This window comes from Falsochrobactrum tianjinense, from assembly GCF_019100495.1.
GTDB classification, from domain to species: Bacteria; Pseudomonadota; Alphaproteobacteria; order Rhizobiales; family Rhizobiaceae; genus Brucella; species Brucella tianjinense.
The window spans coordinates 377,048-400,430 of the sequence record NZ_JAHRVA010000001.1 but is presented as its reverse complement, the minus strand read 5'-3'; the positions used below and the strand labels follow the sequence as shown (position 1 = coordinate 400,430).

Below are 23,383 nucleotides of genomic sequence, written 5' to 3'. Positions count from 1 at the left end.
TAAGAGGCGTTAAAATGATTCGAGGAGGATGCTTATGCCGCGTCTTTTCACTGCCCTCGAAATCCCGCGCGACGCCGCGCTTTCGCTCTCGTTGTTACGAGGCGGTCTTCCCGGCGCACGCTGGATTGATGTTGAAAACTATCATTTAACCCTGCGCTTCATAGGAGATGTGGAAGGACATGTGGCCGACGAGATCGCCGATGCACTCGACCGGATAAGGCGGCCCGAATTCATGCTCAATCTCACCGGCGTTGACGCTTTCGGCTCCAAAAAGCCGCATAGCATCTATGCTGGTATATCCCCCTCGCCCGATCTCAATGCATTGCAGGCGGAGATCGAGCGCATCTGCCAGCGTCTGGGGCTTCCCGCCGATCCGCGCAAGTTCACACCCCATGTGACCCTCGCACGGCTTAAAAATCCTCGCGTTGACGATGTGGCACGCTATCTCTCCTCGCGCGGCAATTTCGCTACGCTGCCCTTCAAGGTGGGCCGCTTCGTGCTGATGTCGTCGCGTGATTCGGTGGGCGGCGGCCCTTATGTCGTTGAGGAAGCCTGGCCTTTAGTGGCGGCATCGCGCCAGAACTGGTCGGCCAGGGCGTTTGAAGAAGCCGTAAACATCCGATAAAACTGCTTGAAATCCCCGAAACCTCTCTGAAAGGATCGGGGATTTCAACCGGTTCACGGAACCCTTGTATCCGTGGCGGATTAAGGCCAGTACGCAACACAGGCGAAAGACCATGGCACGCAACCGGCTGACGGAAGAAGAATTGAAAGAAGCGCTCGCTTCGCTTGAAGGCTGGCAGAAAGCCGAAGGCCGCGAAGCAATCATCAAAAGCTTCAGGTTCAAGGATTTCAACGCCGCTTTCGGCTTCATGACGCGGGCAGCCCTTTATGCGGAAAAGCTCGACCATCATCCCGAATGGTTCAATGTCTATAATCGCGTCGATGTCACGCTTGCGACCCATAGCGAAAGCGGGATCACGGAACTCGACATAAAGCTTGCGGGCAAGATGAACCTGCTGGCCTCCTGAAGGCAAAACTTGCGAAACGCGATTCGCATCCCCATTTTTGTCGAGCAAAGCGGTCAGGACCGCGACAGGAGTTTGAGCAGATATGGATAGCGTCAGAATCGATGAAATCCTCGAACCCGGCAATGAGCGCGACTTTCACAAGCGCAGCGAACGGGTAAAGCACGGATTGTGGCAAACAATCCGCCGCGCCGGACGCAAGGTTCCGTTCATGGATGAGGTGGTTGCCGCTTATTACTGCGCGCTGGACCAGAAAACGCCGATGCGCGTGCGCATGACCTTGATGGCAGCGCTGGCCTATTTCGTGATGCCCTTCGATGTCGTTCCCGACCTGCTGGTCGGTATCGGCTTCACCGACGATGTTGCGGTGCTGATGGCCGCCTTCACGGCCTTGCGGACCCATGTGACGCCCGCGCATCGTCTTGCCGCCCGCCAGGCGCTGAAAGAAAGCACCGGGGAATAGCTTACCCGGCGGAGAGACATGCCCCTTATTCCCCTGTTATCTCGTCGCTTTGAGCGGGAATGACAAACTCTCGCCGCTTTCTTTTAATTGAACAGGGATACGGGATAGCGGGTTATGGGCTTGCATATTCAAGTTTCTTTCAAAACTTCACCGTTTAGTAACCCAGATTAAGGCATTTTAATCGGCAACTAAGCGGGGCGGCGTGTTGAACGGCGATATCCCGATGAAAGCATTTCCAGCAAAAGTGGAAACCGGTTTTGCGCCCGGAAATGTGCAGGACAAGTAAGCAGAGCGCGGGGCACCTCGGCAGAACCGGTGTGGCTGGCGCTCTGGAGTTTGAAGCAAACGAAAGAGAACCGGTAAGAACAATGCTTGGAAAATCGATCGTCACAGCTTCGGTGTTCATTATTGCAATGGCGGGCTCGGCTCTCGCCCAGACACCGAGCCAGATAAAACAGTTCGACGCATGGGGTGCCTATAGCTATCAATCGGGCAATGGCAAGGTCTGTTATGTCCTCTCCGTTCCGACCGAGAAGGCCCCCACCAATGTCGATCATGGCGATAACTTTTTCCTCGTGAGCCAGAAGCCGGGGCAGAATATCAGCTTCGAGCCGCAATTCATGGCCGGTTACGATCTCAATACGAGCAGCAAAGTCACCGTCACCGTCGGCAATCACAGCTTCACCATGTTCGTCAATGGCAAGTCGGGCTGGATGGAAAATGCGGCGGAAGAGCCGCAGCTTGTTGCAGCCATGCGCGGCGGTGCGGATATGAAGGTGCAGGCACAGTCCAAGCGCGGCACCAAGACCAGTTATACCTATTCGCTCAAGGGCATTTCAGCCGCATTGGCTGCGATTCAGAAGTGCAAATAAGCCAAGGTGGCTGAATGATTATCAAAGCCGGGCCCAAAGCCCGGCTTTTTGTTTTATGCCAACGAGACTTGCCGTCCTGCATAGCTGCCGCCATATAGTGCGGGATGACGGATGCCATATTCTATGCTATGAGCGCGCGCAACAGGGTCCATCGAAGCAGATGAACGGACCCGCATATCCATGCAATTGGCCCAGATAATCTGGAAGTTTTACCGGCGCCTTGTGGTGGTCGCCCCTTAACAGTTGAAAACAGATGTCCATTTCGTTCGACCTTACCATTGATGATACGCGCGACCAGCTTGCCCGCCATGCGCGCGCAAATATGGAGCAGAAGCCGTCGCTCATCGGCATGTCGCGCGAGGAAATGGCCGAAGCGCTGATCAAGGTCGGCGTGACGCAAAAGCAGGTCAAGATGCGCATCAGCCAGCTCTGGCACTGGCTTTATGTACGCGGCGTTTCCGACTTCGCCGATATGCGCAATATCTCCAAGGATCTGCGCAGCCTTCTGGCGGAGCATTTCACCATTGCGCGTCCGGAAGTGGTTGAAGAACAAATCTCGCAGGATGGCACCCGCAAATGGCTGTTCCGCTTTCCGCCGCGCGGCGCGGGTCGCCCGGTCGAAATCGAATGCGTTTATATTCCTGAAGAAGGCCGCGGTACGCTTTGCATTTCTTCACAGGTTGGCTGTACCCTCACCTGCTCCTTCTGCCATACCGGCACACAAAAGCTGGTGCGTAATCTCACCTCAGAAGAAATTCTGGCGCAGTTGATGACTGCCCGTGATCGGCTCGGCGATTTCCCGGACAAGGATACACCCGACGGTGCCATGGTGCCTGCCGAAGGCCGCAAGATCACCAACATTGTGATGATGGGCATGGGTGAGCCGCTCTACAATTTCGAGGAAGTGAAGAAAGCTCTGCTGATCGCTTCCGATGGCGACGGACTTTCCCTGTCGAAAAGACGCATCACGCTTTCGACCTCCGGCGTCGTGCCGGAAATTTATCGCACCGGCGAGGAAATCGGCGTGATGCTCGCCATCTCGCTTCACGCTGTGCGTGACGAATTGCGCGATCTTCTGGTGCCGATCAACAAGAAATATCCGCTAGAACAGCTTATCAAGGCCTGCCGCGAATATCCGGGCCTTTCGAACGCCAAACGCATCACCTTCGAATATGTGATGCTCAAGGATATCAATGACAGCATGGAAGACGCCAAGCAACTGGTGAAACTGCTACGCGGCATTCCAGCCAAGATCAATCTCATTCCTTTCAACCCATGGCCCGGCAGCAACTATCAGTGCTCGGAATGGGAACAGATCGAGCGCTTCGCCGATTACGTCAACGCCGCCGGTTATGCCTCGCCGATCCGCACGCCGCGCGGACGCGACATTCTTGCCGCCTGCGGCCAGCTGAAATCGGAATCGGAACGCATGCGCAAGAGTGAACGTCTTGCTCTCGAAGCCATGATGATTGCCGGACACGGGGCCGAGTAATGGATGTATGGGACTATGTGTTCGGCACATTTCGCATCCTCATCGGTGCATTGGTCGCGCTATGGATAGGAACAGCATTCTTTATTGCTGTTAACTTCGCATCTGACCTGAATTCACTGCCCTCACAAAATCCGGGATATCCCGGTATCATCACGTTTTTCACAGTTCTCTTCGCCACGCCGATTACGGCTATCGTGGTGGGTCAAACTGCGATTTTTCCAATGCTGCTTATTGTCGGTTGGAGCGAAATCACCCAAAAGAAGGATGCAACCTTCTATATGCTTGCTGGCGTCGGAATGGGGATTCTACTGATAGGCTATGGCGCATCAAAGGAATTGCCGTTCGCTTCTGATCTTTTCCGCTGCCTCGTAGTGATATGCTCTTGTGTTGTCGGACTTTTCGTCTACTGGCTGATTGCCGGTCGCAATGCCGGACGATTTCTAAACCGCCCGGCGGAGTGAATTATTTTGCTTGCGCAGTGATGATCTTTAGCGCGAAAGCCGAGAAAATTCCCGCAAACAGCCAGTCGACAATCCGTGTCACAGTCGGATTCTTCTTCAAAAGCCCTGCAAATCTGTCAGCCGCCAGAATCATCGGAATGGTGAAAGGCAGCGACAGCGGAATGAAGGACAGGCCGAGGAAGAACAGTTTTCCCACCGCATGCGGATCATGAGCCGATACAAATTGCGGCAGGAAGGTCATGTTGAACAGGATGATCTTCGGGTTCAACAGATTGATGCCAAGCCCCGTCAGCCAGTTCTGGAACAGCGAATGTTTTCTGCCGCCGTTCTTTTCCGGCGAGAAGGCCGATCCCTTGCGGATCGCCTGCACGGCAAGCCAGACAAGATAAACCGCACCCACCGTCTTGAGCACCGTGAAAGCGGCAGGCGAGGCGATGATGAGCGCAGAAAGCCCGAGCGCCACCATGCTTGTATGGATGACGATTCCCGCAAGCGCCCCCGCAAGGCAGGCGAAACCTGCCGCCTTGCCTTCGGAGAGCGCCCGCCCGACAAACAAGGTCATGTCTGGCCCCGGCGTGATGGTCAGAATGGCGGTAGCGATAACGAACTGGACAAAAATCGTCCATTCGGGAATGAAGGTGAGGTTTGCCAGAAAAGACATCCGAAGACTCCATAAATTCGCGGCAAGCTAACGCGAATTGCGCAGGCACACCATCAAATTCTTATCGATAAAATTGGCGGTATAATGCCGGGCTTTTGCCATGCGGCTTGCGCCTTCTTCACCAACTGATAAAAGAACTGCAACATTCCATTCTTCGGCCCTTGCGGGCCACATCGCATCAGACGGAAGTTGATTATGAGCAAGCTGAAAGACGTCAAAAAAGTCGTGCTCGCCTATTCGGGCGGCCTCGATACCTCGATCATCCTGAAATGGCTGCAAACGGAACTGGGCGCGGAAGTCGTGACCTTTACCGCCGATCTCGGTCAGGGCGAAGAACTTGAGCCAGCCCGAAAAAAAGCGGAAATGCTCGGTATCAAGGAAATCTTCGTCGAGGATGTCCGCGAGGAATTCGTGCGCGATTTCGTCTTTCCGATGTTCCGCGCCAATGCCGTTTATGAAGGCGTCTATCTGCTCGGCACCTCGATTGCCCGTCCGCTGATTTCCAAGCATCTGATCGAAATCGCCGAAAAGACCGGTGCCGACGCCATTGCGCACGGCGCGACCGGCAAGGGCAATGATCAGGTCCGTTTCGAGCTTTCGGCCTATGCGCTCAACCCGGATATCAAGATCATCGCGCCATGGCGCGACTGGTCGTTCAAGAGCCGCACCCATCTGCTCGAATTTGCCGAACAGCATCAGATTCCTGTCGCCAAGGACAAGAAGGGTGAAGCGCCGTTCTCGGTTGACGCCAATCTGCTGCACTCGTCCTCCGAAGGCAAGGTGCTGGAAGATCCGGCGGTTGAAGCGCCCGAATATGTGCATATGCGCACCATTTCGCCGGAAGCCGCACCTGACAAGGCCACCATCATCAAGATCGGCTTTGAAAAAGGCGACGCCGTGTCGATCAATGGCGAACGTCTGTCGCCTGCGACCCTGCTTGCCAGGCTCAATGATTATGGCCGCGATAATGGCATTGGCCGTCTCGATCTGGTTGAGAACCGTTTTGTGGGCATGAAGTCGCGCGGCGTGTATGAAACGCCGGGCGGAACGATCCTGCTGGCGGCGCACCGCGCCATCGAATCGATCACGCTGGATCGCGGTGCCGCGCACCTCAAGGATGAGTTGATGCCGCGCTATGCGGAACTGATCTATTACGGTTTCTGGTTCTCGCCGGAGCGCGAAATGCTGCAAGCCGCCATTGATCTGAGCCAGCGCCATGTTGAGGGTGAAGTCACGCTCAAGCTCTACAAGGGCAATGTAATGGTCACCGGTCGCGAATCGCCCAAGTCGCTCTACTCCGACAAGCTCGTCACTTTTGAGGACGATCAGGGTGCGTATGACCAGAAGGACGCGGCAGGCTTCATCAAGCTCAACGCGCTGCGCCTGCGCACGCTTGCGGCGCGCAACCGCAGTTAATCCCGCGTTTAAAAAACTATAACTATGAAGAACGCCCCCTGGTTTTCCAGAGGGCGTTTTTGTTCTTGGAAACTCTTCAGCAGAAGCGCATGTCAGTTCACGGCACTGACGAAAAACACCGCGCAATAATGCAATGCCGCGCCGACAACCACGAAACCATGCCAGATGGCGTTCTGAAATCGCAGACGCTCCCAGACATGGAAAATCACACCCAGAGAATAGACGATTCCGCCAGCGGCAATGAGCCAGAACACAATCGGCGGCAGTGATTGTACCATTGCGTCATAGACCATAACGCCGCTCCAGCCGAGCGCCAGATAAAGCAGGATCGACAGCCGGTCGAAGCGCCCCGGCATGAAAAGTTTCAGCATGATGCCGACAATCGCTACGCTCCAAACAAAGAGCAGCAAAGGCCACGCACTTGCGCCCATATGGATGGCGAATGGCGTATAGGTTCCGGCAATCAACAAATATATTGCCGAATGGTCGAACCGCCGCAAAAACCATTTCGTTGGCGAAACCGGCCAGATATTATAGATGGCTGAAATAGCGAGCGCGGTCAGAAGACTGGCGAGGTAGACCCCAGATGAAATTGAGGCTGCGGGAGCCATGTTCGGCACGGCATAAACGAGCATGGCGACCACGCCTGCAACGGCCAGAGTCACGCCCAGCACATGGATGACCCCGTCGGCCCAAAGCTCAGCCCGGTCATATTTCCATTTGACCGGGTATGGTATTTTCATATTCATCACACCCATCCCCGAAAAGATACGTGCACTCTGCCATGGCATTGCAGCATGAAGATGACGAATCGCTCAGGGAGAAGGCTTATTGTGCAGCCGGTGCAAACGAAGCCTGGATGGGCGTTGCGGCAGGAACAGGCACCGCGGAACCTTCGGGCAGCGTGTCCGCTTTCTTTCTGAAACTGCCGTCCAGACCGGTTTCGCGCAGCATACCCTTGCGCTTGGCGTCGTAATAATAACCGCGCGCATAATAGCGAACGGCCTGGCTTTCATCGCCGCCAGCCACCTTGTAGGCGCCAGACAGATAGCGAACCGCATATTTCAGATTGGTCTCGGCATTAAGCAGGCCCTGCGCCGAACCCCGATAGCCCATGCCGCGCGCCGTCGGATGGCTGATCTGCATCAGGCCCCAATAAGGCCCGTTACGCGCGCCCGGATTGAAGCGGCTTTCACGATGCACTACGCGGCGAACCAGACGTTCAGGCACTTCATAGACAACAGAATATTTTCTGATGAGGTCGTCGAGCCCATCCGGCGCGTGATCGGGCGTCTTGAAAGCGACATTGGCCGCAACCGAGACCGGGGAAACTTCCGCCTGCGCATCCGCAAAGGCGAGCATTGGTTCCGCCTGACCGCGCACGCCTGGAACAGGCACTACAGATGGAAGAACCGGATCTGCAAGCGATGCCTCGCTTTGGGTTTGTGAAGCTGTATCGGCCTGTGCCATCAATGCCGTTTTCACCGCCTTGCCGTCATTGGTCGTGTTGCAGGCGCTGAGCGCTACGGCGCAGCCTAACAGCAGCAGACCCTTGCGGGCAAAACTGGCAGTGAGGAACGAAAAAGGCATGATGGAGTCGCCCTCAGGAATCGAAATCTTGTTCGATGCGTTTTTCAAGCTCGACCAAATCCTGCGGCAGCGGCATGCCGCTGGCCCTGAGAAGATTGAGCTTTTCGCGAATAGTTTCGCGGATTTCATGAACGTCCTGCGGCTGGTTCACCATCTGCTCGAACAGCAACCCGATTTCCGCTTTGATGTCCTCGAATGCCATGCGACCCTCTTGGCTTGGCAAGGCCGTTGCGGCCTGCTCCAGACAATAAACTCAATTATCAACCTTCATGTACCATGCAAAAGTCGCTCAGCGGAAGCCCCCAATAGCTGGGAGGCGCCAAAATGAATATTCTGCCCGTAGCAGAAGTATCCAGCTGGTCAGAGAATACGCGGCAGCATCGTATCCATAATAGTGAACTCAGAGGCTAAAATTCCGAGATCGCCCAGATCCAGGCCGCCATTGGGATCGAACAGATAAATGCTCATCCAGACCAATGCGCCAGTCAGCAAAATAGCCAGTATTGTCAAAAGTAAAAGGCGGCGGCCAAGCAAATGCCTGGAACCCTCGTCCCCTGGAGAGGTTTTAGTCATGGTCAATCATCGTTTGTGGCGTTCAGATCTTCGGGCGGTGTACCATGTTCTGACGCTGCTGCAAGATAGCCCTGTTGCACGAGAGAATTACGCAAAAGAAAAATGATGGCTTCGGTCTGGTTCAGGCCGGGATATTTTTCATCGATAAAGCGCTCCAGAGCGTTATGTATGTCATCGGGAAGATATGTGCTCATCTTGCCTCCATTATCGGGGTGGCGCTGCGGTAAACCCCGGTGATGCAATTATCGATGATCCATTAATTGGGCACAATGATGAAATCAGCCTCGCGCGAGGCGGAAGCGACCAGTTGCGCATTGGGAATATCGTTGGAAAGAGCGCGCTCACGAGCGGCATTCCCATCATGGCCATGATCGAGCCAGCGCGCGACAAGGCGGCGCTCAAGCTCTGGAAAAGGGACGTCCAAGAATACCGTCATATCGAAAAACGGCGCAAATCGGCTCCATGGCTCCCGATCGAGCAGCAGGTAATTGCCCTCGACTAGCAGAATCCGATGATCGGAGCGCACGATAGCTGCACCGGCGCGGGCCAAATCAAGCGTGCGGTCGAAAACCGGAATCACAATATCCTCACCTTCGGAGGCATTTCTCAGCCGCTCCAGCAATATCGAAAAACCGGCACAATCGAAAGTCAGCGGCGAGCCTTTGCGGCTGCGCAGGCCCTTTTGGTCGAGAATCGCATTATCGAGATGAAACCCATCCATTGGTATCACCACCGAGGGTCCGTCACCGCCTTTATTGATCGCCTCGCGCAAAAACTTGGAAATGGTGGATTTCCCCGCGCCGGGAGGACCAGCAATCGCGACGATCAGTCGGCCTTCAGTTTTTGCAAGCCGCAAAAGGATTTCCGTAAACAGGCTTTCCGAAGACAGTCTTTTCGGATGGCATGTTTTCATGGGATGGTGCTTATGCATGGTGGGACATTACACAATTTGTCATTTCCAAACAGCAAGTTTGATCTATCTTGCCTTGTAAACTACGCAAAGACTGACAAAAGCTCCCTATCAGAATATTGAACCGAACGGGAAAAACATGACCGTCAAGACAATTGCCACCACACCCTTTCAAGATCAGCGGCCGGGTACGTCCGGCCTGCGCAAGAAAGTCCCGGTCTTCCAGCAGCCTCATTATGCCGAAAACTTCATCCAGTCGGTTTTCGATGTTCTGGAAGGTTTTGAGGGCAAGACCCTCGTGGTCGGCGGCGACGGGCGCTACTATAATCGCGAAGTCATCCAGAAGCTCATCAAGATGGCGTCAGCCAATGGCTTCGGGCGCATCATGGTGGGCCAGGGCGGCATTCTTTCCACACCCGCCGCTTCCAATATGATCCGCAAGTACAAGGCTTTTGGCAGCGTGGTGCTTTCAGCCAGCCACAATCCCGGCGGGCCGAAGGAAGATTTCGGCATCAAATACAATATCGGCAATGGCGGGCCTGCGCCCGAAAAGATCACCGAGGCGATCTTTGCCCGCTCCAAGGTGATCGACCAGTATAAAATAGTGGATGCTGCCGATGTCGATATCGACACGGTCGGCACTGCTAAAATCGGCGAAACCGAGGTCGTCATATTCGATCCGGTCGCGGATTATGCCGAACTGATGGAAAGCCTGTTCGATTTCGGCGCTATTCACGCCATGATAAAAGGCGGCTTCGGCCTCAAATTCGACGCCATGCACGCCGTCACCGGCCCCTATGCCAAGGAAATTTTCGAGCGCCGTCTCGGTGCGCCAGACGGCAGCGTCATCAATTTCGTACCCTTGCCGGATTTCGGCGGCCATCATCCCGATCCCAATCTCGTTTATGCCAAGGGTCTTTACGATCTGATGATGTCGGACAAAGCGCCGGATTTCGGCGCGGCATCTGATGGTGATGGCGACCGAAATCTCATCATCGGACGCGGTATTTTCGTCACCCCTTCCGATTCGCTCGCCATGCTTGCCGCCAATGCGCACCTGGCGCCCGGCTATAAAGACGGCATCAAAGGCATTGCGCGCTCCATGCCGACAAGTGCTGCCGCCGACCGCGTGGCGGAAAAACTCGGCATCGACATCTACGAGACGCCGACGGGCTGGAAATTCTTCGGCAACCTGCTCGATGCAGGCAAGGTGACAATCTGCGGCGAGGAAAGCTCCGGCACCAGCTCAGATCATGTGCGCGAGAAAGACGGCTTGTGGGCCGTTCTTCTCTGGCTCAATATTCTGGCTGTGCGCAAGCAAAGCGTGAAGACCATCGTGGAGGAACATTGGGCGCGCTACGGGCGCAATTACTATACCCGCCACGATTACGAAGCGGTCGATTCGGACATTGCAAAGACGCTGGTGGCCGATCTGCGCGGCAAGCTCGCCACCCTGCCCGGCACGACCGTCAATGGCCTTAGAATCGAGAAGGCCGACGACTTCGCCTATCATGACCCGATCGATCATTCGGTGAGCGAGCACCAGGGTATCCGCATCTATTTCGAGGGCGGGGGACGCGCGGTGTTGCGCCTTTCAGGCACTGGTACATCGGGCGCGACCATCCGCGTCTATATCGAGCGCTATGAGGAGGATCAGGCCAGGCACGATCTCGACACGCAAGAAACACTCGCAGCGCTGATCGATGCGGCGGAAGAAGTCGCTGAAGTCAAGAAGCGCAGCGGACGTTCGGAACCATCGGTGATTACATAAGTGCAGGGGAATAAGGGAGCTTTTTAGCTGGCTCCCTTATGCTTGCTTCCTTACTCAAACACAATCGTGGGGGCTGATTTTCCAGCCCCTTTGCCGCCCTTCATATTTTCCCAGACTTTCCGCGCGATCTCGCGGTAGATTTTGGCGTGCGGGCTGTCAGGTTCCTTGACCGTGATCGGTGTTCCGTTATCCGAATAGGCGCGCACATCCATATGCAGCGGCACTTCGCCAAGGAACGGTACATTCAGGCGTTCGGCTTCCCTGCGTGCACCGCCATGGCCGAAAATGTCGTAGCGCGATCCGGTATCCGGGGCGATGAAATAGCTCATATTCTCGACAATGCCCAAAAGCGGTACATCCACCTTGCGGAACATGTGCAAACCCTTGCGCGCATCGATCAGCGCCAGATCCTGCGGCGTGGAAACCACCACGGCGCCAGCCAGTGGCACCTGCTGCGCCATAGTCAGTTGCGCGTCGCCCGTGCCGGGAGGCATGTCCACCACCAGCACGTCAAGCTCCCCCCATGCCACTTCACGCAGCATCTGCGTGAGTGCCGACATGACCATCGGGCCACGCCAGATCATCGGCGTTTCCTCATCCACCATAAAGCCCATGGACATGACCTTAACGCCATAATTTTCCATGGGCTTGAGAATACGGCCCTCGACCGTTTCCGGACGGCCCGAAAGGCCGAGCAGGCGCGGCATTGACGGGCCGTAAATATCAGCGTCGAGAATGCCGACCTTCAGGCCATTGGCATGCAGGCCCAGCGCCAGATTGACCGCAGTGGTGGATTTGCCCACGCCACCCTTGCCCGATGCAACCGCGATGATCGCGCCTACACCCGGAATGCCGGGCTTTGCCGCCGGGCGCTGCGGGGAGTGTTGTGCGGTCGCAGCCGGTCGTGGCTGCGGAACTGATTGCGGGCGGGGCGGTCGCGGGGCATCGTCGCTGGTGGGCCCGCCCTTCTTTTCGGCGGTGAGCGTAACCAGCGCGCCTGTGACACCCGGTATTTCCTTTACCGCTTTTTCAGCGGCAAGGCGCATTGGCTCCAGTGCGTCGGCGCGCGCCGCTGGAACGGTGATGGAGAAGAAAACCTTGCCATCCGCGATGAAAATATCCGACACCAGACCGAGCGACACGACATCGCCCTCGAAATCCGGCCCCGTGACGGCTTTGAGCCGCTCAAGAACCTGTTCGCGCGTTACGCTTGCCATTTCATCCAACCTCATATGCGGCAAGTCGTGTCACTTGCCCTGTTCATCCTTCTTGGGATAATCCAGTTTCAGCCAAAAGGCCAATCAATCCGGCCAAAGATTCCAGCGAAAGGTGACGATCATGGCAAAAGCCGTTCACACGATGATACGTGTTCTCGACGAGGAGAAGTCGGTCAACTTCTATAATCAGGCTTTCGGTCTCAAGATCGCCGAGCGCATTGATTTCGAGAGCTTCACGCTGATCTACCTGCACAATGAGGAAACCGACTTCGAAGTGGAGCTTACCGTCAACAAGGGCCGCACCGAACCTTACAATCTTGGCGACGGCTACGGACATCTCGCCGTGGTGGTGGGTGATCTCGACGCTGAATATGCCCGTTTCAAAGAGCTAGGCATCAAGGTCGGCAATCTGGTCGATTTCAAGAATGGCGACACCGCCATTGCCCGTTTCTTTTTTGCCGAAGACCCGGACGGCTATAAAATCGAGGTCATTCAGCGCGGCGGACGTTACCGGTAAAGAAGCAGGACTCCTCTCCAAAAACCAGCTTCGATTTGACGCTTGGCAAAGACAGCCGCAATGGACTAAATAAATTGCGGCATCAAGGAGAAGCTGTGAGTTGACGAAAAGCGCATTCACCCGGCGGGCAATACTGGCAATACGCATATTGAGCGTATTCGCGCTGGTGCTCGTCGCTTTTGCGCACAAACCGATTGAACTCACTCCCGCTGACGATTTCCAGCTTGCCCAGTATATGCTTCCCGATGGCAGCTATCCAGTATTATGCGTCACTGATCAGAGCACCGGCAGCCACGATCACGGACAGAAGCAGCATCTGCATGATAATAGATGCGAGGCATGCCGGATTTCATCGACATTCCTTTGTCCGCTGCCCGCTTCCTCGACCGGAGCCGCACCCGATATCGCCATGGCGGAGAGTATTGTTCCGCCGCTGCCGGTTCTGCGCCGCAATATCTATCCGCCTTCGGCCCCGCCGCACGCCCCTCCTCTTGCCTGAACAGGTCTTTCTTGAACGCGCTGCTTGCAGAGCGGCGCTCTGACATATGACTATTCAGGTTTACCAAAATGAAAAACTATCAACTCTTTGCATCCGCAATTTCGCTTTTCGCTCTGTGTGCTTCAGCCGGCACAGCCAATGCTCACTCCTCTCTGGAACAGAGAGAAGCGAAGGCAGGCGGCTTTTACAAAGCCGTTGTCCGCATCCCGCATGGCTGCAATGGCATAGCAACAACAGCGGTAAAGGTCGAATTGCCTGAAGGCTTCATCTCAGCGCAACCGCAGCCCAAGGCAGGCTGGAGCGTGGAGACGACCAAGGGCGATTATGCGCAGGCTTACAAGGTCCATGGCAAGGACATAACCTCCGGCGTCAAGCAGGTAACGTGGAACGAGGGCAGTTTGCCAAGCGACTATTACGATGAATTCGTCATCGTCGGACAATTGGCGAAATTTGACAAGGACACCACCCTTTCCTTCCCGGTAACGCAGACTTGCGGAACGGATGCTTCCGTCGCCTGGATCGAAATTGCAAAAGACGGTCAGGATCCGCACGCACTTGCGCACCCCGCCCCGCAGCTTCATGTGCTCGTCGCCACTGGCGGCGATGAACATGCTGGCCATGGCGACCATGGAACGCACGGCGATCACGCTTCCGCGCCAGTGAAGATCGACGATCTGGCCATAAGCAATCCTTCGGTGCGTGCCATGGTTCCCGGCGCGAAGGTTGCCGGCGGCTATCTCACCATCGTCAATGACGGCAAGGCCGCAGACCGGCTGGTGGGCGTCAGCACGACCGGCGTCAAGCGCGTTGAAATCCATGAAATGAGCATGGAAAACGAGGTCATGAAAATGCGCAGGCTCGACGACGGGCTTGAGCTTCCAGCCGGGGAAACCGTCGAACTGAAGTCGGGCGGGTATCACCTGATGTTCATCCAGCCCGAACATCCTTACAAGGAAGGTGAGACTATTCCCGTCACGCTGGAGTTTGAAAAAGCGGGCAAAGTCGAAATCGACTTTCCGGTGACCGCGCAAAGAGGTAAATCCAGCGATCATTCGCATCACTAACTACATAAGCCGCGACTGAATATGGCGCCATGTGTCCGCCGGAGACATGGCGCTAAACCAGACAATCTGGAATCATTCTAATCTATTGATTTATATCGCTTTTTAAAAGATGAGTTGTTGACTCCAGTTCAAATTACGGCTTTTATGTCAACGAACAATTAGAACAGCCTTTAATGTCAGGGCCTTGAACCCTTTCGATTGGAGGACCCGATGGTCGGTCTTAGTGAAAGCCGGTCTGCAACCGTTGACGGATTGCCATGGCAACTCCGTCTTTTGCCGACCGGATATTGCAGTGCGCGAGCGGAAACGGAACGCTTCGCGAAATATGCGCAAGAAAACGGCGCGCTCGCCCATATCCAGAAAAGGAGACGGGCATGAATATGCGCATATCGCAGCTCAATGGCGCCAATAGCGCAGGCTATTATGATCGCCTGCCGGAAAAGCTGGTGCTTGAGGGGTATCGTCGCTGGACCGCCGGTTTTGAAACCGGGTCGATCATTCCGTGGGAAATGGCCTGGGGCCTCTATACGGAGGCTCTGGGACGTTCAGAAGCCAAGCGCGCCATTGCGGAGCTTTCGCAGTTCATCCGGGTGTTGTGGCATTGCGCAAGCTGCCCGCTACGCGCCTTTCCATTTGATTCGCACCATGTCTGCCGCGAGGAGTGCCTGACGCTGGGCCTGATTTCTGGCCTGCAAAATCAGGATGGCCTGCTGCTCGAAACATGCATTGATGCGATCGCCTGCAAGCGGCGTTGCGACGATGTGGCAGAGGCTGCACGCAATTTTGCCGATACATTGGCCGATTTCGGACAGACTTTATTGCCAATACCAATCCACGCCATCGACAGTGCATTAAACACACCCCATCGCGCGACTTTTCATTGATCTGAAAGCGCTGTGCAGAAAACGATTTGATTTTGGCCGCCAATTTGCGGTGCGAGGAGAGACCCATGCAAGCCAGAACCGAACGACGCCTCGGATTTGTCGCTGCTATTGCCCTGACGACGGCGGCTTTCGCTGTGCCAACCCTACCAACGCATATAGTGCGGGATACGACCGTTCCCCAGGCTTCCATCCAGCATGCCACGACAATGGATGCGGAAGCCAAGCTTCATCATCTGGCGGCGCTTCGGGGAGACCTGTTCGTGCCTGTGCGTTACAAATAGGTTACGCCCCGCACCAGCCGATCATCCGACAATGATCGGCGCCTGACCCTGAACACGATTGTAAAGATCGATAATATCCTGATTCATCAGGCGGATACAGCCTGAAGACATCGACTTGCCGATGGACCACCATTCCGGCGAGCCATGGATACGATAGCCGGTATCGCGGCCGTTCTGGAATATGTAGAGTGCGCGTGCGCCGAGCGGGTTTTGCGGACCGGGTTCCTGACCGTTACGATATTTTTCCAGTTCCGGCTTGCGCTGGATCATTTCGGGTGGAGGCGTCCAGCGCGGCCACTGTTTCTTGTACTGTACATTGGCGCGGCCCGACCACTCGAAACCGGCCTTGCCGATGCCCACTCCATAACGCAACGCCTCGCCGCCCGGCAGGACGTAATAGAGGAAATGGTCCTTCGTGCTGACGACAATCGTGCCGGGGGCCTGTCCCGTTGGGTCGGGTACGATCTGGCGGCGAAACTCCTTGGGAACTTTCTCATAGGGAATGGCGGGCAAAGCATAAGGCCCTTCCTGCACCGCCGCATACATGACGTCAGGCGTGGTTATCGCCTTGTCGACACTGATCTGCGGACGTACCGGCGTGATGGCGCCCGTGGACATGGGGTCGATATTCATCTGGAACGCGGACATGTCCATTGTCTGCGAGCAGCCCGCCACGCCACCGAGCAGGGCTGCGCCGGTACCGAGCAGAAAATGACGGCGGCTAAAATTATCACTCAACCTAGACATGGAATCGCCCAACCCGAAACAACCGGCAAGATGCCGTTTTATCCCGACAATTTGCGCCGTTATGGTTGAGGAAAGGTTAAACAGTTCGCGCGAACCGGGGTCAATAATCTCTTTCGAAGAAAATACCGGCGCTCGAATCACCATCCGATCCCAATGCGCCCTTGGCCTTGAGATTGCGGGTGATGTCGAGATTGACCGTCCCCTTGGTCGAGCCGCCCGAACCCGCCTCAACACCCAGATAGATATTGTCGCGTATATAGCGCCCCGCGCGCACAGCGGTTTCGCCATTGCTATCCGTGACCACATCGATATCGTCAAGGCCGATACCTTCGCGCAGCTTGCCCATCAGTGAATTATTGGAACCTCCGGCTAGTTCGGCTGCGGCAGCGGCAAGCTGCGCAATCTGAAAAGCCGAAAGCTCGCCGATGGAACGATTGAAGATCAGATGCGCGAGCACTTCGTCCTGCGGCAGTTCCGGCGAGGATGAGAAAACGATGTTCAGATTATCGACCGTACCGCTCACCGTCACGATGGCTGTGATGTCATTGCCTTCCGAACGGGCGACGAAATAAAGTTGCGGATTGAGGTCGCCGACCAGCGTCACATTGCCCTCATCGAAGGTGATGCGCTGGCCGAGAATACCAATACGGCCCCGGATCAGATCGAATGCGCCTACCGGCTGGATATTGGTGACAGGTCCGGTGAGCCGCACGCGGCCGCCCAATTCCGTATCCAGTCCGCGTCCACGCACAAAAATCTGGTTGGGCGCGCTCACAAGCACGTCCAGGCGCGGTACGCTCGGGCGCGCTGTCGGGGTCGGCACTTTACTGCGGCGCTCCTCCACCTTGGCGCGGTCGAGCGTTGCCTGTACATTTTTGGGGGTATTGATATGGCGGACGGGAACATAGGTCGCGCCGCCGCCAAGGTTTTCCGGCACGGAAATCTCGGCGCGGTCCACATCGATGCGGCCCGAGATCAGCGGATCGCGCATCAATGGTCCCTTGATTGAAATCGTACCGTCGACAGTCGCAGCCACCAGCTTGCCATCAGCATAGCGGGCGCGGTCGAGCTTGATACTGATGTCAGCGGGGAAATTGGCGCCGGCATTGGTCGAAATCGTGCCGCTGGCCGAGATCGAGCCGCCAGAGCCAAACGAGCCATTGACCTGACGCAGCGTGATGGTCTCACCCTCCATGCTGCCCATCACATTGATATTGTTGACACGCACATTGGTTTCGGGATCAATGAACTGTGCACCGGAGGTCGAGAACATGCCGCGCAATTGCGGCTTGTTGAGCCCGCCCGAAACGCTGGCCGTCAGCGACAGCGTACCCGAAGCCTGTGCGCCGCGATCAGCAAGGAAGCGGTTGGCGAGCGCCAGCGGGACATTGCCCGTGACATTGACGCCGAGCCCCTGCCCCGAAAACGGCACCTTGCCATTGGCGCTGACATTGAGCCCCTGCGGACCATCGACGCTCAGCGACGAGAGGTCTATCGCCTTTGCTGCGTAGCGGCCTGCGGCCTGAAGCGTCAAAGGTGCAAGCCCGTTGTCACGCAGAGGCTTTGCTGCAAGGCCGGAGCCGCGCAAATCGAAGGTCGCGGACGGATTGGTCAATGGGCCGCTGAGATGGGCCGTCCCCGTCACATTGCCAGCCAGATCCTGCCCCTTGACCGCACCGTTGAGTGCGGCCAGCGGCAAATTGGCGAGATTGACGTCAATGGCCAGATCCCCCTGCCCCAGCGGCACACCGCCATTGGCGCGCAGATCAATGCCGCCGCCTCCGGTCACGTGTGCATCGACATTGAGGCGATTATTATCCGAGGTTCCCTTTGCATCCGCATCGAGCGGGGCGATGCCCTGATTTTTCAGCTCCGCAGCCGTCACCCCTCTTGCGGCCATATCGAAGGCGACATTGGGTTTCTCGCGCGTGCCGGTGATGCGGGCATTGCCATTGACCGTGCCGCCAAGGCCAAGCTCCGGCCTGAACGTATTGGCAAGGGCGAGCGGGAGATTGGCAATCGCCACCGAAAGGTCGAGATGGTCGTTGACCGAACCATTGACCCTGACCTGCCCGTCCCCGGTATTGATGACAACATCACCAAATGAAATGGCGCTGCCCTTCATGGTGATGGTCGCGGGCGCGGCAAGGCTGGCGGCAAGCGTACCCTGCTTCACATCAGCAGAGTTCAGCGCAAGTTCAAAGCCGCCGTCCTTTGGCTCCAGCGAGCCGCTTGCATTGGCCAATGTACCGATCTTGAGCTTTGTATTGGCAGTGAAATCAGTTTTCGATCCGGTGGCATTGGCCTTTGCGTCGAAACTTTCGATGCCGAAAGTGCCGGCCATGATATCGCGCGCCGCCGCATTGCCATCGACCACCGGAACACCGAACAGATCGTTCGCCGTCAGGGCTATATCGGCAGAGGCGATGTGATTGTCATTGACCTTCACGTCGCGCGCATTGGCGCTTACCGTTGCGTTCTGTTTTTCGCCTTCAGCCGAAAGCGTGATGTCGGCATGGGCCGCACCGGTCGCTTCGGCGAGAAAGAGCGCGGCGGCAGTGGAAATGTCCGGCGCGTCGAGTTTGAGCTTGCCTGTCAGAAGCCCTTTTGCCGTCTGGGTAACGTCGCCCGAAAGATGCGCGCCGCCAGCATTAAAAACCAAATCAGTCAGGCGCTTTTCATCATTGACAATATCAATCAGCGTGGCGAGATCGACGCGCTCGCCATTGAGGAATGCGCTGCCCGCAAGCTTGCCCGAAAGGGCTGCCCCCGTCGCGGCATTGCTGTCCAGCATCGCATTCAAATCGAAAGCGCCTTCGGAAAGCTTGCGTCCGGCAAGAGCGCCCTGCGGCGCATCGGCGCGCAGGGCAAGCGCTATCAGCCCGTCATCGCCGCGCGCGCTGCCTTTGACGGTCATCCGCCCGGACGCCTTGTCCGAAAGCAGTTCCATATCGGACAGCATCACGCCAAAATCGAAGTTGGCCTTGTCGGAAGCAAAGGAGCCGTTGGCGGTGATTTCGCTCAACTCATTGCCGATGCGGAAATCGCGTGCCGAAAACCCTTGTGTGCTGCGCCCCAGCGCTCCGCTCAGGCTGACATCGCCGTCAAGGATATTATCGATGGCCTGCGTGCCCGTACGCATGTTCTGCGCGGTGCCATTAAGGTCAAGCTGGAAGGCGCCACTGACCGGATAGACCGCGCCGGAAGCCTTCACATCGATGCTGCCGGCCAGATCGCGCCCGGCGAGCGATGCATAGGGGGCGAGACTTGCTACCTTGGCAATGATATCGCCATTGAAAGCTGAATCGGCGATGTTCCCCTGAAGCGCGAGGCCAAGTCCGTTGCCTTCGATATTCGCCCTGGCCAGTTCGACAGCGCCTCCCGCGCGCCAGCCGCCAGCAATGGCGAGGGTGATGCTATCGCCCAAAGCCTCGGCGATTTTCGCATCCGGCGAGGAAATGCCGCTCACACCGCCATTCACATCGAAGGTGATATGGCGATTTGTTGCATCATTGAGATTTTCGGCGACGCCGCCCATATCCAGCGCTATCGAGGAAGCCGAAACGGACGCAGTGCGGAAGCCCGAAATTGCAAGAGTGCCGGTCCAGTCGTTGGTCGGGCGGTCGCCATAGGCGATTTCAAGCCGGGCATTATTGATCGTGGTTTCGCCGCCCTTTACCGGCAGCAGCACATGGCCTTTGCTCTCGTCCGCGATGGAAGCATCCAGCCGCAGCTTGCTGAGAAAGCCGTCATTGCCCGATTCTGCCGAAGCTTTTACTTGCAGTGCAGCGCTGGTCAGCGCCAGATCATCAAGACGAAAACCGCCTGCATCTTTCAGAAGGCCATCGGCGGCAAGCACCGTTTCAGCACCGAAGAAATCACGGAAAACCGGCGGTACAAGAACGGCAATGGGACCATTGAAACGTGCAGCGAAGATGCGTCCCTCGCCCTGACGGTGCAGGGTGAATGCACCTGTGAGCGTGCGGCGGCCATTGGTGTCGAGCGCCAGATCTACCTTGAGATCGTCCAGCGGACCAGCACCTTTCAAGGTGAGATCGACCGGCGGATGGCCTTCAATATTCAGCACATTGGCAACAATGCCATTGGCCGGTTCGGAAACCTTGAGGTCGAGGTCGAGCTTCTGATCGGCATTGGCGTAGGCTGCGCGCAGTGCAAACGTACCACCCGGTCCGTCAAGGCGCGTAATGTCGAATGTCGAGTCAAGCGAACCATCGGCAAGAGACAGATTGCCATTGAGCGATACTTGCGATTGAAGCCCGAAAATATCCTGGCCGAAATGCAGGCTCGCCACTTCGAGCTGATCGATATTGATGGAAAGCGGCAGTTCAGGCAGGCTGAAACTGGAGGATTCAGGCGATGGCAGGCCCTCTTCGGGCAAAGGCTTGCGGATGAGGTCGATGCGTTCCGCAACAAGGGACTGAACACTCAGACGTCCGGTCAGAAGCGCGGTGCGGCTCCAGTTGAGCTTGGCGTTCCCGATACGCAGCCATACGCCTTCACGGTCGGCAACCGTGATAGAACCCACCGTGGCTTCCGACGACAGCAGGCCGCTTATGCCGGAAATCGAGATACGACGATTGGGTGCGGAAAGCTGGCTTTCCACGAAGGACAGAAAGTATGACTTTTCCTCTTCCGCCTGCTCCTGCGCAATGGCGGGAACCGCGAAAAGAATGAAGGCGAGGATTGCAAGTAATCTGGTCAAAACGCCTGTCCTATGCCGACATAGAATGCATAACTCGGATCACCCGAGCGGCGGTTAAGCGGTACAGCCACATCAAGGCGGATGGGGCCAAGGCCCGTCAGATAACGCAGGCCGATACCCGTACCCAAGCGCATCTGCTCGGAGAAATCCGGGAACGACTGCTCTCCGACATAGCCGGCATCCAGAAACGCCACTGCTCCAATAGAATCGGTGATGCGCGCGCGCACTTCGCCCGATGCCTCTACCAGTGAGCGCCCGCCGATCACATCGCCAGTTGACGTTTCCACACCGATGCCGCGATAAGCATAGCCGCGAACGGAGCCGCCGCCGCCGGCAAGGAAAAGCTGATTGGGCGGCAGATCTTCAATCGACGCGCCGACAATGGAGCCAAGCTTGACGCGACCGGCCAATATGACGCGATCCTTTTCACCAAAGCCATAATAAGTCCGGCCCTCCGCTGTGAAGCGGGTGGCAAAATTACCGCGCTGAAATTCATAAAAGGGCTGGATATTGCCTTCGAGATAGACGCCAGAACTGGGGTCGGGCTTGTAATTGCGGCCATCATAGATGAGGCCCGCTTCAAGGCCGCCGGTGGTGAATTCGCGCGTGCCGAAATACTTGTCCTCGAAGCGGCCATGGCTGGCCTTAGCATAGAGGCTGGCGGAAAGCTCGTCGCTGAAAATATGCGTAAAGCCGGTCTTCGCATTGACCGAAGTTTCAGTATAGACGTCGAGCACTTCGCGCCGGGCGTCGAGAGCCGCGACAAAATCCGTGTCCGGCGTATAGACGCCCGGCTTGGTGAAGCTCGTGCCAAGGAGATAGGTATAATTGGCCGGATCAAAAGAATTGTCCTGCGAACCGCCTATGCCGCTGATCTTGGCGTCGAAACGCAGGCGCTCACCCTTGCCGAACAGATTGCGATGCATCCAGTAGCTGGTGACACCGAAGCCGTCGATGGTTGAATATTCGACACCGACGCCAAAGCGGCGCGGCTTGCGTTCCTGAACATGCAGCGTCATCGGCAGGCTGCCATCCGGCTCGATCGCTTCCCCTTCCTCGAACCTCATTGCGCGGAAAACTTCCATGCGCCCAAGACGTTTTTTGGCGCGCTCCATATCATCGGGATCATATTCCTGACCAGGTTCCAGCCCTGTCATCCAGGCAATGAATTGCGGGTCCAAACGCGCGGTTCCTACCACGTTGACTGGCCCATAATGAGCCTTGCGGCCCGGATCGAGTGATATGTCGGCGGCAAGACGATTATCGGCATGATCGGCCACGATCTCTTCGCCCGTCACGCGCGCCTTGGCATAACCCTGCTGGCGCCATGCCTCGACGGCAAGGCGCTCGGCTTTCAGAATTGTGCCGGAACGCGCCACTTCGCCGGGTGCAAAGCCCGTTTCTTCGGGCAATTCCACCTTGTCCTTGCGGTCGAGCGGGGGTGGCGCAATATTAGAAATAGCCGTGCGCGAGAACAGGAATTGCGGACCGGGATCGACGGAAATATCGACCTTGGCATTGTCGGGAATATCGGCGTCGGGCGGAATATCATTTGCTTCCTGCCCGTCCACCTTGATCGAGATGGTGCCGCCATAGCGGCCTTCGCCATAAAGTGCTGCCAGGATACCGCGATAATCTCCGCGCGCCCTGGCCAGCAGCCCGGCGGAACCCGAAGCCGGTTTATCTTCATCAGAAACCAGACCGGACGCGCCTTCGATAACGGATTTCAGATCAGCGTCGCTGCCATCGGCATTCTTGCGATTGCCAGGAGTTTCGATATTGACCGAATAATGCTTGGGATCGGCGATAACCGCGTCGGCATCGTCTTTCTTATCTTCGCCCCAGAGCCGAACGCCAAAGATTTCAAATGCCAAAGCGGGCGACAGGGAGAATGCGGAAAAACAGGCCGTCAGCAACAGCGCGGCTATATTCCGACCCGTTATCGTCCTGTTACTCCAAATCATACGCGCTACTTGTCCGGTTCCTGTTTCTTGGCTGCTGGGTAGCGCCCCGCCCCCCGATCCCAGGACGATTCAGGGATTATCACAGAGTAAACGGAACGCCAAGCTACAACCCGGCAACCATTCGGCATAACCCTTCAATACTTGCAGGGCGATGGCCGATTGCGCCCCATTGTGCACAGATAGAGTCAATGGAGCGTTAATGCACCTAAAGCGTGTCGCGATACGCTTAAACCTTTGTTTTAACGCAGCC

The 23,383-nt window shown here is 56.5% G+C and carries 24 protein-coding genes; 13 read left to right on the top strand and 11 right to left on the bottom strand.

The window, feature by feature from the left end:
* The first annotated feature begins 34 nt into the window (after window positions 1-34).
* The 6 genes from thpR (at window position 35) to KUG47_RS01880 (ending at window position 4,316) form a co-directional block, all read left to right on the top strand.
* A complete protein-coding gene (gene thpR, locus KUG47_RS01905; RefSeq protein ID WP_217676264.1) occupies window positions 35-625 on the top strand; it encodes an RNA 2',3'-cyclic phosphodiesterase in 591 nt (196 codons plus the stop codon).
* Between the two features lie 79 nt (window positions 626-704).
* The gene (locus KUG47_RS01900; RefSeq protein ID WP_340162782.1) at window positions 705-1,031 is read left to right on the top strand and encodes a 4a-hydroxytetrahydrobiopterin dehydratase; all 327 of its coding nucleotides are present in this window, start codon (window positions 705-707) and stop codon (window positions 1,029-1,031) included.
* Between the two features lie 82 nt (window positions 1,032-1,113).
* Window positions 1,114-1,491 carry a YkvA family protein gene (locus KUG47_RS01895; protein ID WP_217676262.1) on the top strand — a complete coding sequence of 126 codons (378 nt, stop codon included), beginning with the start codon at window positions 1,114-1,116 and terminating at the stop codon, window positions 1,489-1,491.
* Window positions 1,492-1,859: 368 nt separating this feature from the next.
* On the top strand, window positions 1,860-2,363 hold the full coding sequence (locus tag KUG47_RS01890) for an invasion associated locus B family protein (protein WP_217676261.1): 504 nt from the start codon (window positions 1,860-1,862) through the stop codon (window positions 2,361-2,363).
* A gap of 253 nt (window positions 2,364-2,616) precedes the next feature.
* Window positions 2,617-3,855 carry a dual-specificity RNA methyltransferase RlmN gene (gene rlmN / locus KUG47_RS01885; RefSeq protein WP_217676260.1) on the top strand — a complete coding sequence of 413 codons (1,239 nt, stop codon included), beginning with the start codon at window positions 2,617-2,619 and terminating at the stop codon, window positions 3,853-3,855.
* Complete coding sequence (locus KUG47_RS01880) at window positions 3,855-4,316, top strand: hypothetical protein (protein WP_217676259.1); 462 nt, start codon at window positions 3,855-3,857, stop codon at window positions 4,314-4,316. Before rlmN ends, KUG47_RS01880 begins: the two co-directional genes overlap by 1 nt.
* A gap of 1 nt (window position 4,317) precedes the next feature.
* Here KUG47_RS01880 and KUG47_RS01875 read toward each other — a convergent pair whose 3' ends face one another.
* On the bottom strand, window positions 4,318-4,977 hold the full coding sequence (locus tag KUG47_RS01875; RefSeq protein WP_217676258.1) for a LysE family translocator: 660 nt from the start codon (window positions 4,975-4,977) through the stop codon (window positions 4,318-4,320).
* Window positions 4,978-5,172: 195 nt separating this feature from the next.
* Between KUG47_RS01875 and KUG47_RS01870 the strand changes: the two genes are divergently transcribed.
* The gene (locus KUG47_RS01870) at window positions 5,173-6,393 is read left to right on the top strand and encodes an argininosuccinate synthase (protein WP_217676257.1); all 1,221 of its coding nucleotides are present in this window, start codon (window positions 5,173-5,175) and stop codon (window positions 6,391-6,393) included.
* Window positions 6,394-6,485: 92 nt separating this feature from the next.
* Here the strand turns inward: KUG47_RS01870 and trhA are convergent, their stop codons facing one another.
* The 6 genes from trhA to KUG47_RS01840 all read right to left on the bottom strand — a co-directional run bounded on the left by trhA (window position 6,486) and on the right by KUG47_RS01840 (window position 9,469).
* Entirely contained in the window at window positions 6,486-7,142 is a 657-nt protein-coding gene (trhA, locus tag KUG47_RS01865; protein WP_217676256.1) for a PAQR family membrane homeostasis protein TrhA, read from the bottom strand.
* 79 nt (window positions 7,143-7,221) lie between these two features.
* Window positions 7,222-7,983 (bottom strand): lytic transglycosylase domain-containing protein, encoded by a 762-nt coding sequence (locus tag KUG47_RS01860; protein WP_217676255.1) that lies wholly within the window; start codon window positions 7,981-7,983, stop codon window positions 7,222-7,224.
* Window positions 7,984-7,996: 13 nt separating this feature from the next.
* Window positions 7,997-8,185, bottom strand: coding sequence for a hypothetical protein (locus tag KUG47_RS01855; RefSeq protein ID WP_217676254.1), 189 nt, complete (start codon window positions 8,183-8,185; stop codon window positions 7,997-7,999).
* 158 nt (window positions 8,186-8,343) lie between these two features.
* The gene (locus tag KUG47_RS01850; RefSeq protein ID WP_217676253.1) at window positions 8,344-8,556 is read right to left on the bottom strand and encodes a hypothetical protein; all 213 of its coding nucleotides are present in this window, start codon (window positions 8,554-8,556) and stop codon (window positions 8,344-8,346) included.
* A gap of 2 nt (window positions 8,557-8,558) precedes the next feature.
* A complete protein-coding gene (locus KUG47_RS01845) occupies window positions 8,559-8,750 on the bottom strand; it encodes a hypothetical protein (RefSeq protein ID WP_217676252.1) in 192 nt (63 codons plus the stop codon).
* A 62-nt stretch (window positions 8,751-8,812) separates the two neighbouring features.
* Window positions 8,813-9,469 (bottom strand): nucleoside/nucleotide kinase family protein, encoded by a 657-nt coding sequence (locus tag KUG47_RS01840; RefSeq protein ID WP_217676251.1) that lies wholly within the window; start codon window positions 9,467-9,469, stop codon window positions 8,813-8,815.
* 136 nt (window positions 9,470-9,605) lie between these two features.
* Here KUG47_RS01840 and KUG47_RS01835 point away from each other — a divergent pair, with 136 nt between their 5' ends.
* On the top strand, window positions 9,606-11,237 hold the full coding sequence (locus KUG47_RS01835) for an alpha-D-glucose phosphate-specific phosphoglucomutase (protein ID WP_217676250.1): 1,632 nt from the start codon (window positions 9,606-9,608) through the stop codon (window positions 11,235-11,237).
* Window positions 11,238-11,287: 50 nt separating this feature from the next.
* On the opposite strand, the gene KUG47_RS01830 is transcribed toward KUG47_RS01835, so the two are convergent.
* Window positions 11,288-12,454: an Mrp/NBP35 family ATP-binding protein gene (locus KUG47_RS01830; protein ID WP_217676249.1), complete on the bottom strand. Its 1,167-nt coding sequence runs from the start codon at window positions 12,452-12,454 to the stop codon at window positions 11,288-11,290.
* Window positions 12,455-12,575: 121 nt separating this feature from the next.
* Between KUG47_RS01830 and KUG47_RS01825 the strand changes: the two genes are divergently transcribed.
* From KUG47_RS01825 to KUG47_RS01805, 5 genes are all read left to right on the top strand, one after another.
* A complete protein-coding gene (locus KUG47_RS01825) occupies window positions 12,576-12,971 on the top strand; it encodes a VOC family protein (protein ID WP_217676248.1) in 396 nt (131 codons plus the stop codon).
* A gap of 100 nt (window positions 12,972-13,071) precedes the next feature.
* Entirely contained in the window at window positions 13,072-13,470 is a 399-nt protein-coding gene (locus KUG47_RS01820) for a hypothetical protein (RefSeq protein ID WP_217676247.1), read from the top strand.
* 68 nt (window positions 13,471-13,538) lie between these two features.
* Window positions 13,539-14,534, top strand: coding sequence for a DUF1775 domain-containing protein (locus KUG47_RS01815; protein ID WP_217676246.1), 996 nt, complete (start codon window positions 13,539-13,541; stop codon window positions 14,532-14,534).
* 374 nt (window positions 14,535-14,908) lie between these two features.
* Window positions 14,909-15,418, top strand: coding sequence for a hypothetical protein (locus tag KUG47_RS01810; RefSeq protein ID WP_217676245.1), 510 nt, complete (start codon window positions 14,909-14,911; stop codon window positions 15,416-15,418).
* Window positions 15,419-15,483: 65 nt separating this feature from the next.
* A complete protein-coding gene (locus tag KUG47_RS01805; protein WP_217676997.1) occupies window positions 15,484-15,699 on the top strand; it encodes a hypothetical protein in 216 nt (71 codons plus the stop codon).
* A gap of 21 nt (window positions 15,700-15,720) precedes the next feature.
* Here KUG47_RS01805 and KUG47_RS01800 read toward each other — a convergent pair whose 3' ends face one another.
* The 3 genes from KUG47_RS01800 to KUG47_RS01790 all read right to left on the bottom strand — a co-directional run bounded on the left by KUG47_RS01800 (window position 15,721) and on the right by KUG47_RS01790 (window position 23,133).
* The gene (locus tag KUG47_RS01800; RefSeq protein ID WP_217676244.1) at window positions 15,721-16,446 is read right to left on the bottom strand and encodes a L,D-transpeptidase; all 726 of its coding nucleotides are present in this window, start codon (window positions 16,444-16,446) and stop codon (window positions 15,721-15,723) included.
* Between the two features lie 100 nt (window positions 16,447-16,546).
* Window positions 16,547-21,169, bottom strand: coding sequence for a translocation/assembly module TamB domain-containing protein (locus KUG47_RS01795; RefSeq protein ID WP_217676243.1), 4,623 nt, complete (start codon window positions 21,167-21,169; stop codon window positions 16,547-16,549).
* A complete protein-coding gene (locus KUG47_RS01790) occupies window positions 21,166-23,133 on the bottom strand; it encodes an autotransporter assembly complex protein TamA (RefSeq protein WP_217676242.1) in 1,968 nt (655 codons plus the stop codon). The genes KUG47_RS01795 and KUG47_RS01790 overlap by 4 nt, the downstream gene beginning before the upstream one ends.
* Between the last annotated feature and the right edge of the window lie 250 nt (window positions 23,134-23,383).

Coding starts and splice junctions, on each gene's coding strand:
- KUG47_RS01810 (WP_217676245.1), top strand. CDS start 14,909: ATGAATATGCGCATATCGCAGCTCAATGGCGCCAATAGCGCAGGCTAT.
- KUG47_RS01875 (WP_217676258.1), bottom strand. CDS start 4,977: ATGTCTTTTCTGGCAAACCTCACCTTCATTCCCGAATGGACGATTTTT.
- KUG47_RS01815 (WP_217676246.1), top strand. CDS start 13,539: ATGAAAAACTATCAACTCTTTGCATCCGCAATTTCGCTTTTCGCTCTG.
- KUG47_RS01835 (WP_217676250.1), top strand. CDS start 9,606: ATGACCGTCAAGACAATTGCCACCACACCCTTTCAAGATCAGCGGCCG.
- KUG47_RS01890 (WP_217676261.1), top strand. CDS start 1,860: ATGCTTGGAAAATCGATCGTCACAGCTTCGGTGTTCATTATTGCAATG.
- KUG47_RS01860 (WP_217676255.1), bottom strand. CDS start 7,983: ATGCCTTTTTCGTTCCTCACTGCCAGTTTTGCCCGCAAGGGTCTGCTG.
- trhA (WP_217676256.1), bottom strand. CDS start 7,142: ATGAATATGAAAATACCATACCCGGTCAAATGGAAATATGACCGGGCT.
- KUG47_RS01825 (WP_217676248.1), top strand. CDS start 12,576: ATGGCAAAAGCCGTTCACACGATGATACGTGTTCTCGACGAGGAGAAG.
- rlmN (WP_217676260.1), top strand. CDS start 2,617: ATGTCCATTTCGTTCGACCTTACCATTGATGATACGCGCGACCAGCTT.
- thpR (WP_217676264.1), top strand. CDS start 35: ATGCCGCGTCTTTTCACTGCCCTCGAAATCCCGCGCGACGCCGCGCTT.
- KUG47_RS01830 (WP_217676249.1), bottom strand. CDS start 12,454: ATGGCAAGCGTAACGCGCGAACAGGTTCTTGAGCGGCTCAAAGCCGTC.
- KUG47_RS01790 (WP_217676242.1), bottom strand. CDS start 23,133: ATGATTTGGAGTAACAGGACGATAACGGGTCGGAATATAGCCGCGCTG.
- KUG47_RS01870 (WP_217676257.1), top strand. CDS start 5,173: ATGAGCAAGCTGAAAGACGTCAAAAAAGTCGTGCTCGCCTATTCGGGC.
- KUG47_RS01895 (WP_217676262.1), top strand. CDS start 1,114: ATGGATAGCGTCAGAATCGATGAAATCCTCGAACCCGGCAATGAGCGC.
- KUG47_RS01800 (WP_217676244.1), bottom strand. CDS start 16,446: ATGTCTAGGTTGAGTGATAATTTTAGCCGCCGTCATTTTCTGCTCGGT.
- KUG47_RS01805 (WP_217676997.1), top strand. CDS start 15,484: ATGCAAGCCAGAACCGAACGACGCCTCGGATTTGTCGCTGCTATTGCC.
- KUG47_RS01850 (WP_217676253.1), bottom strand. CDS start 8,556: ATGACTAAAACCTCTCCAGGGGACGAGGGTTCCAGGCATTTGCTTGGC.
- KUG47_RS01880 (WP_217676259.1), top strand. CDS start 3,855: ATGGATGTATGGGACTATGTGTTCGGCACATTTCGCATCCTCATCGGT.
- KUG47_RS01840 (WP_217676251.1), bottom strand. CDS start 9,469: ATGAAAACATGCCATCCGAAAAGACTGTCTTCGGAAAGCCTGTTTACG.
- KUG47_RS01855 (WP_217676254.1), bottom strand. CDS start 8,185: ATGGCATTCGAGGACATCAAAGCGGAAATCGGGTTGCTGTTCGAGCAG.
- KUG47_RS01845 (WP_217676252.1), bottom strand. CDS start 8,750: ATGAGCACATATCTTCCCGATGACATACATAACGCTCTGGAGCGCTTT.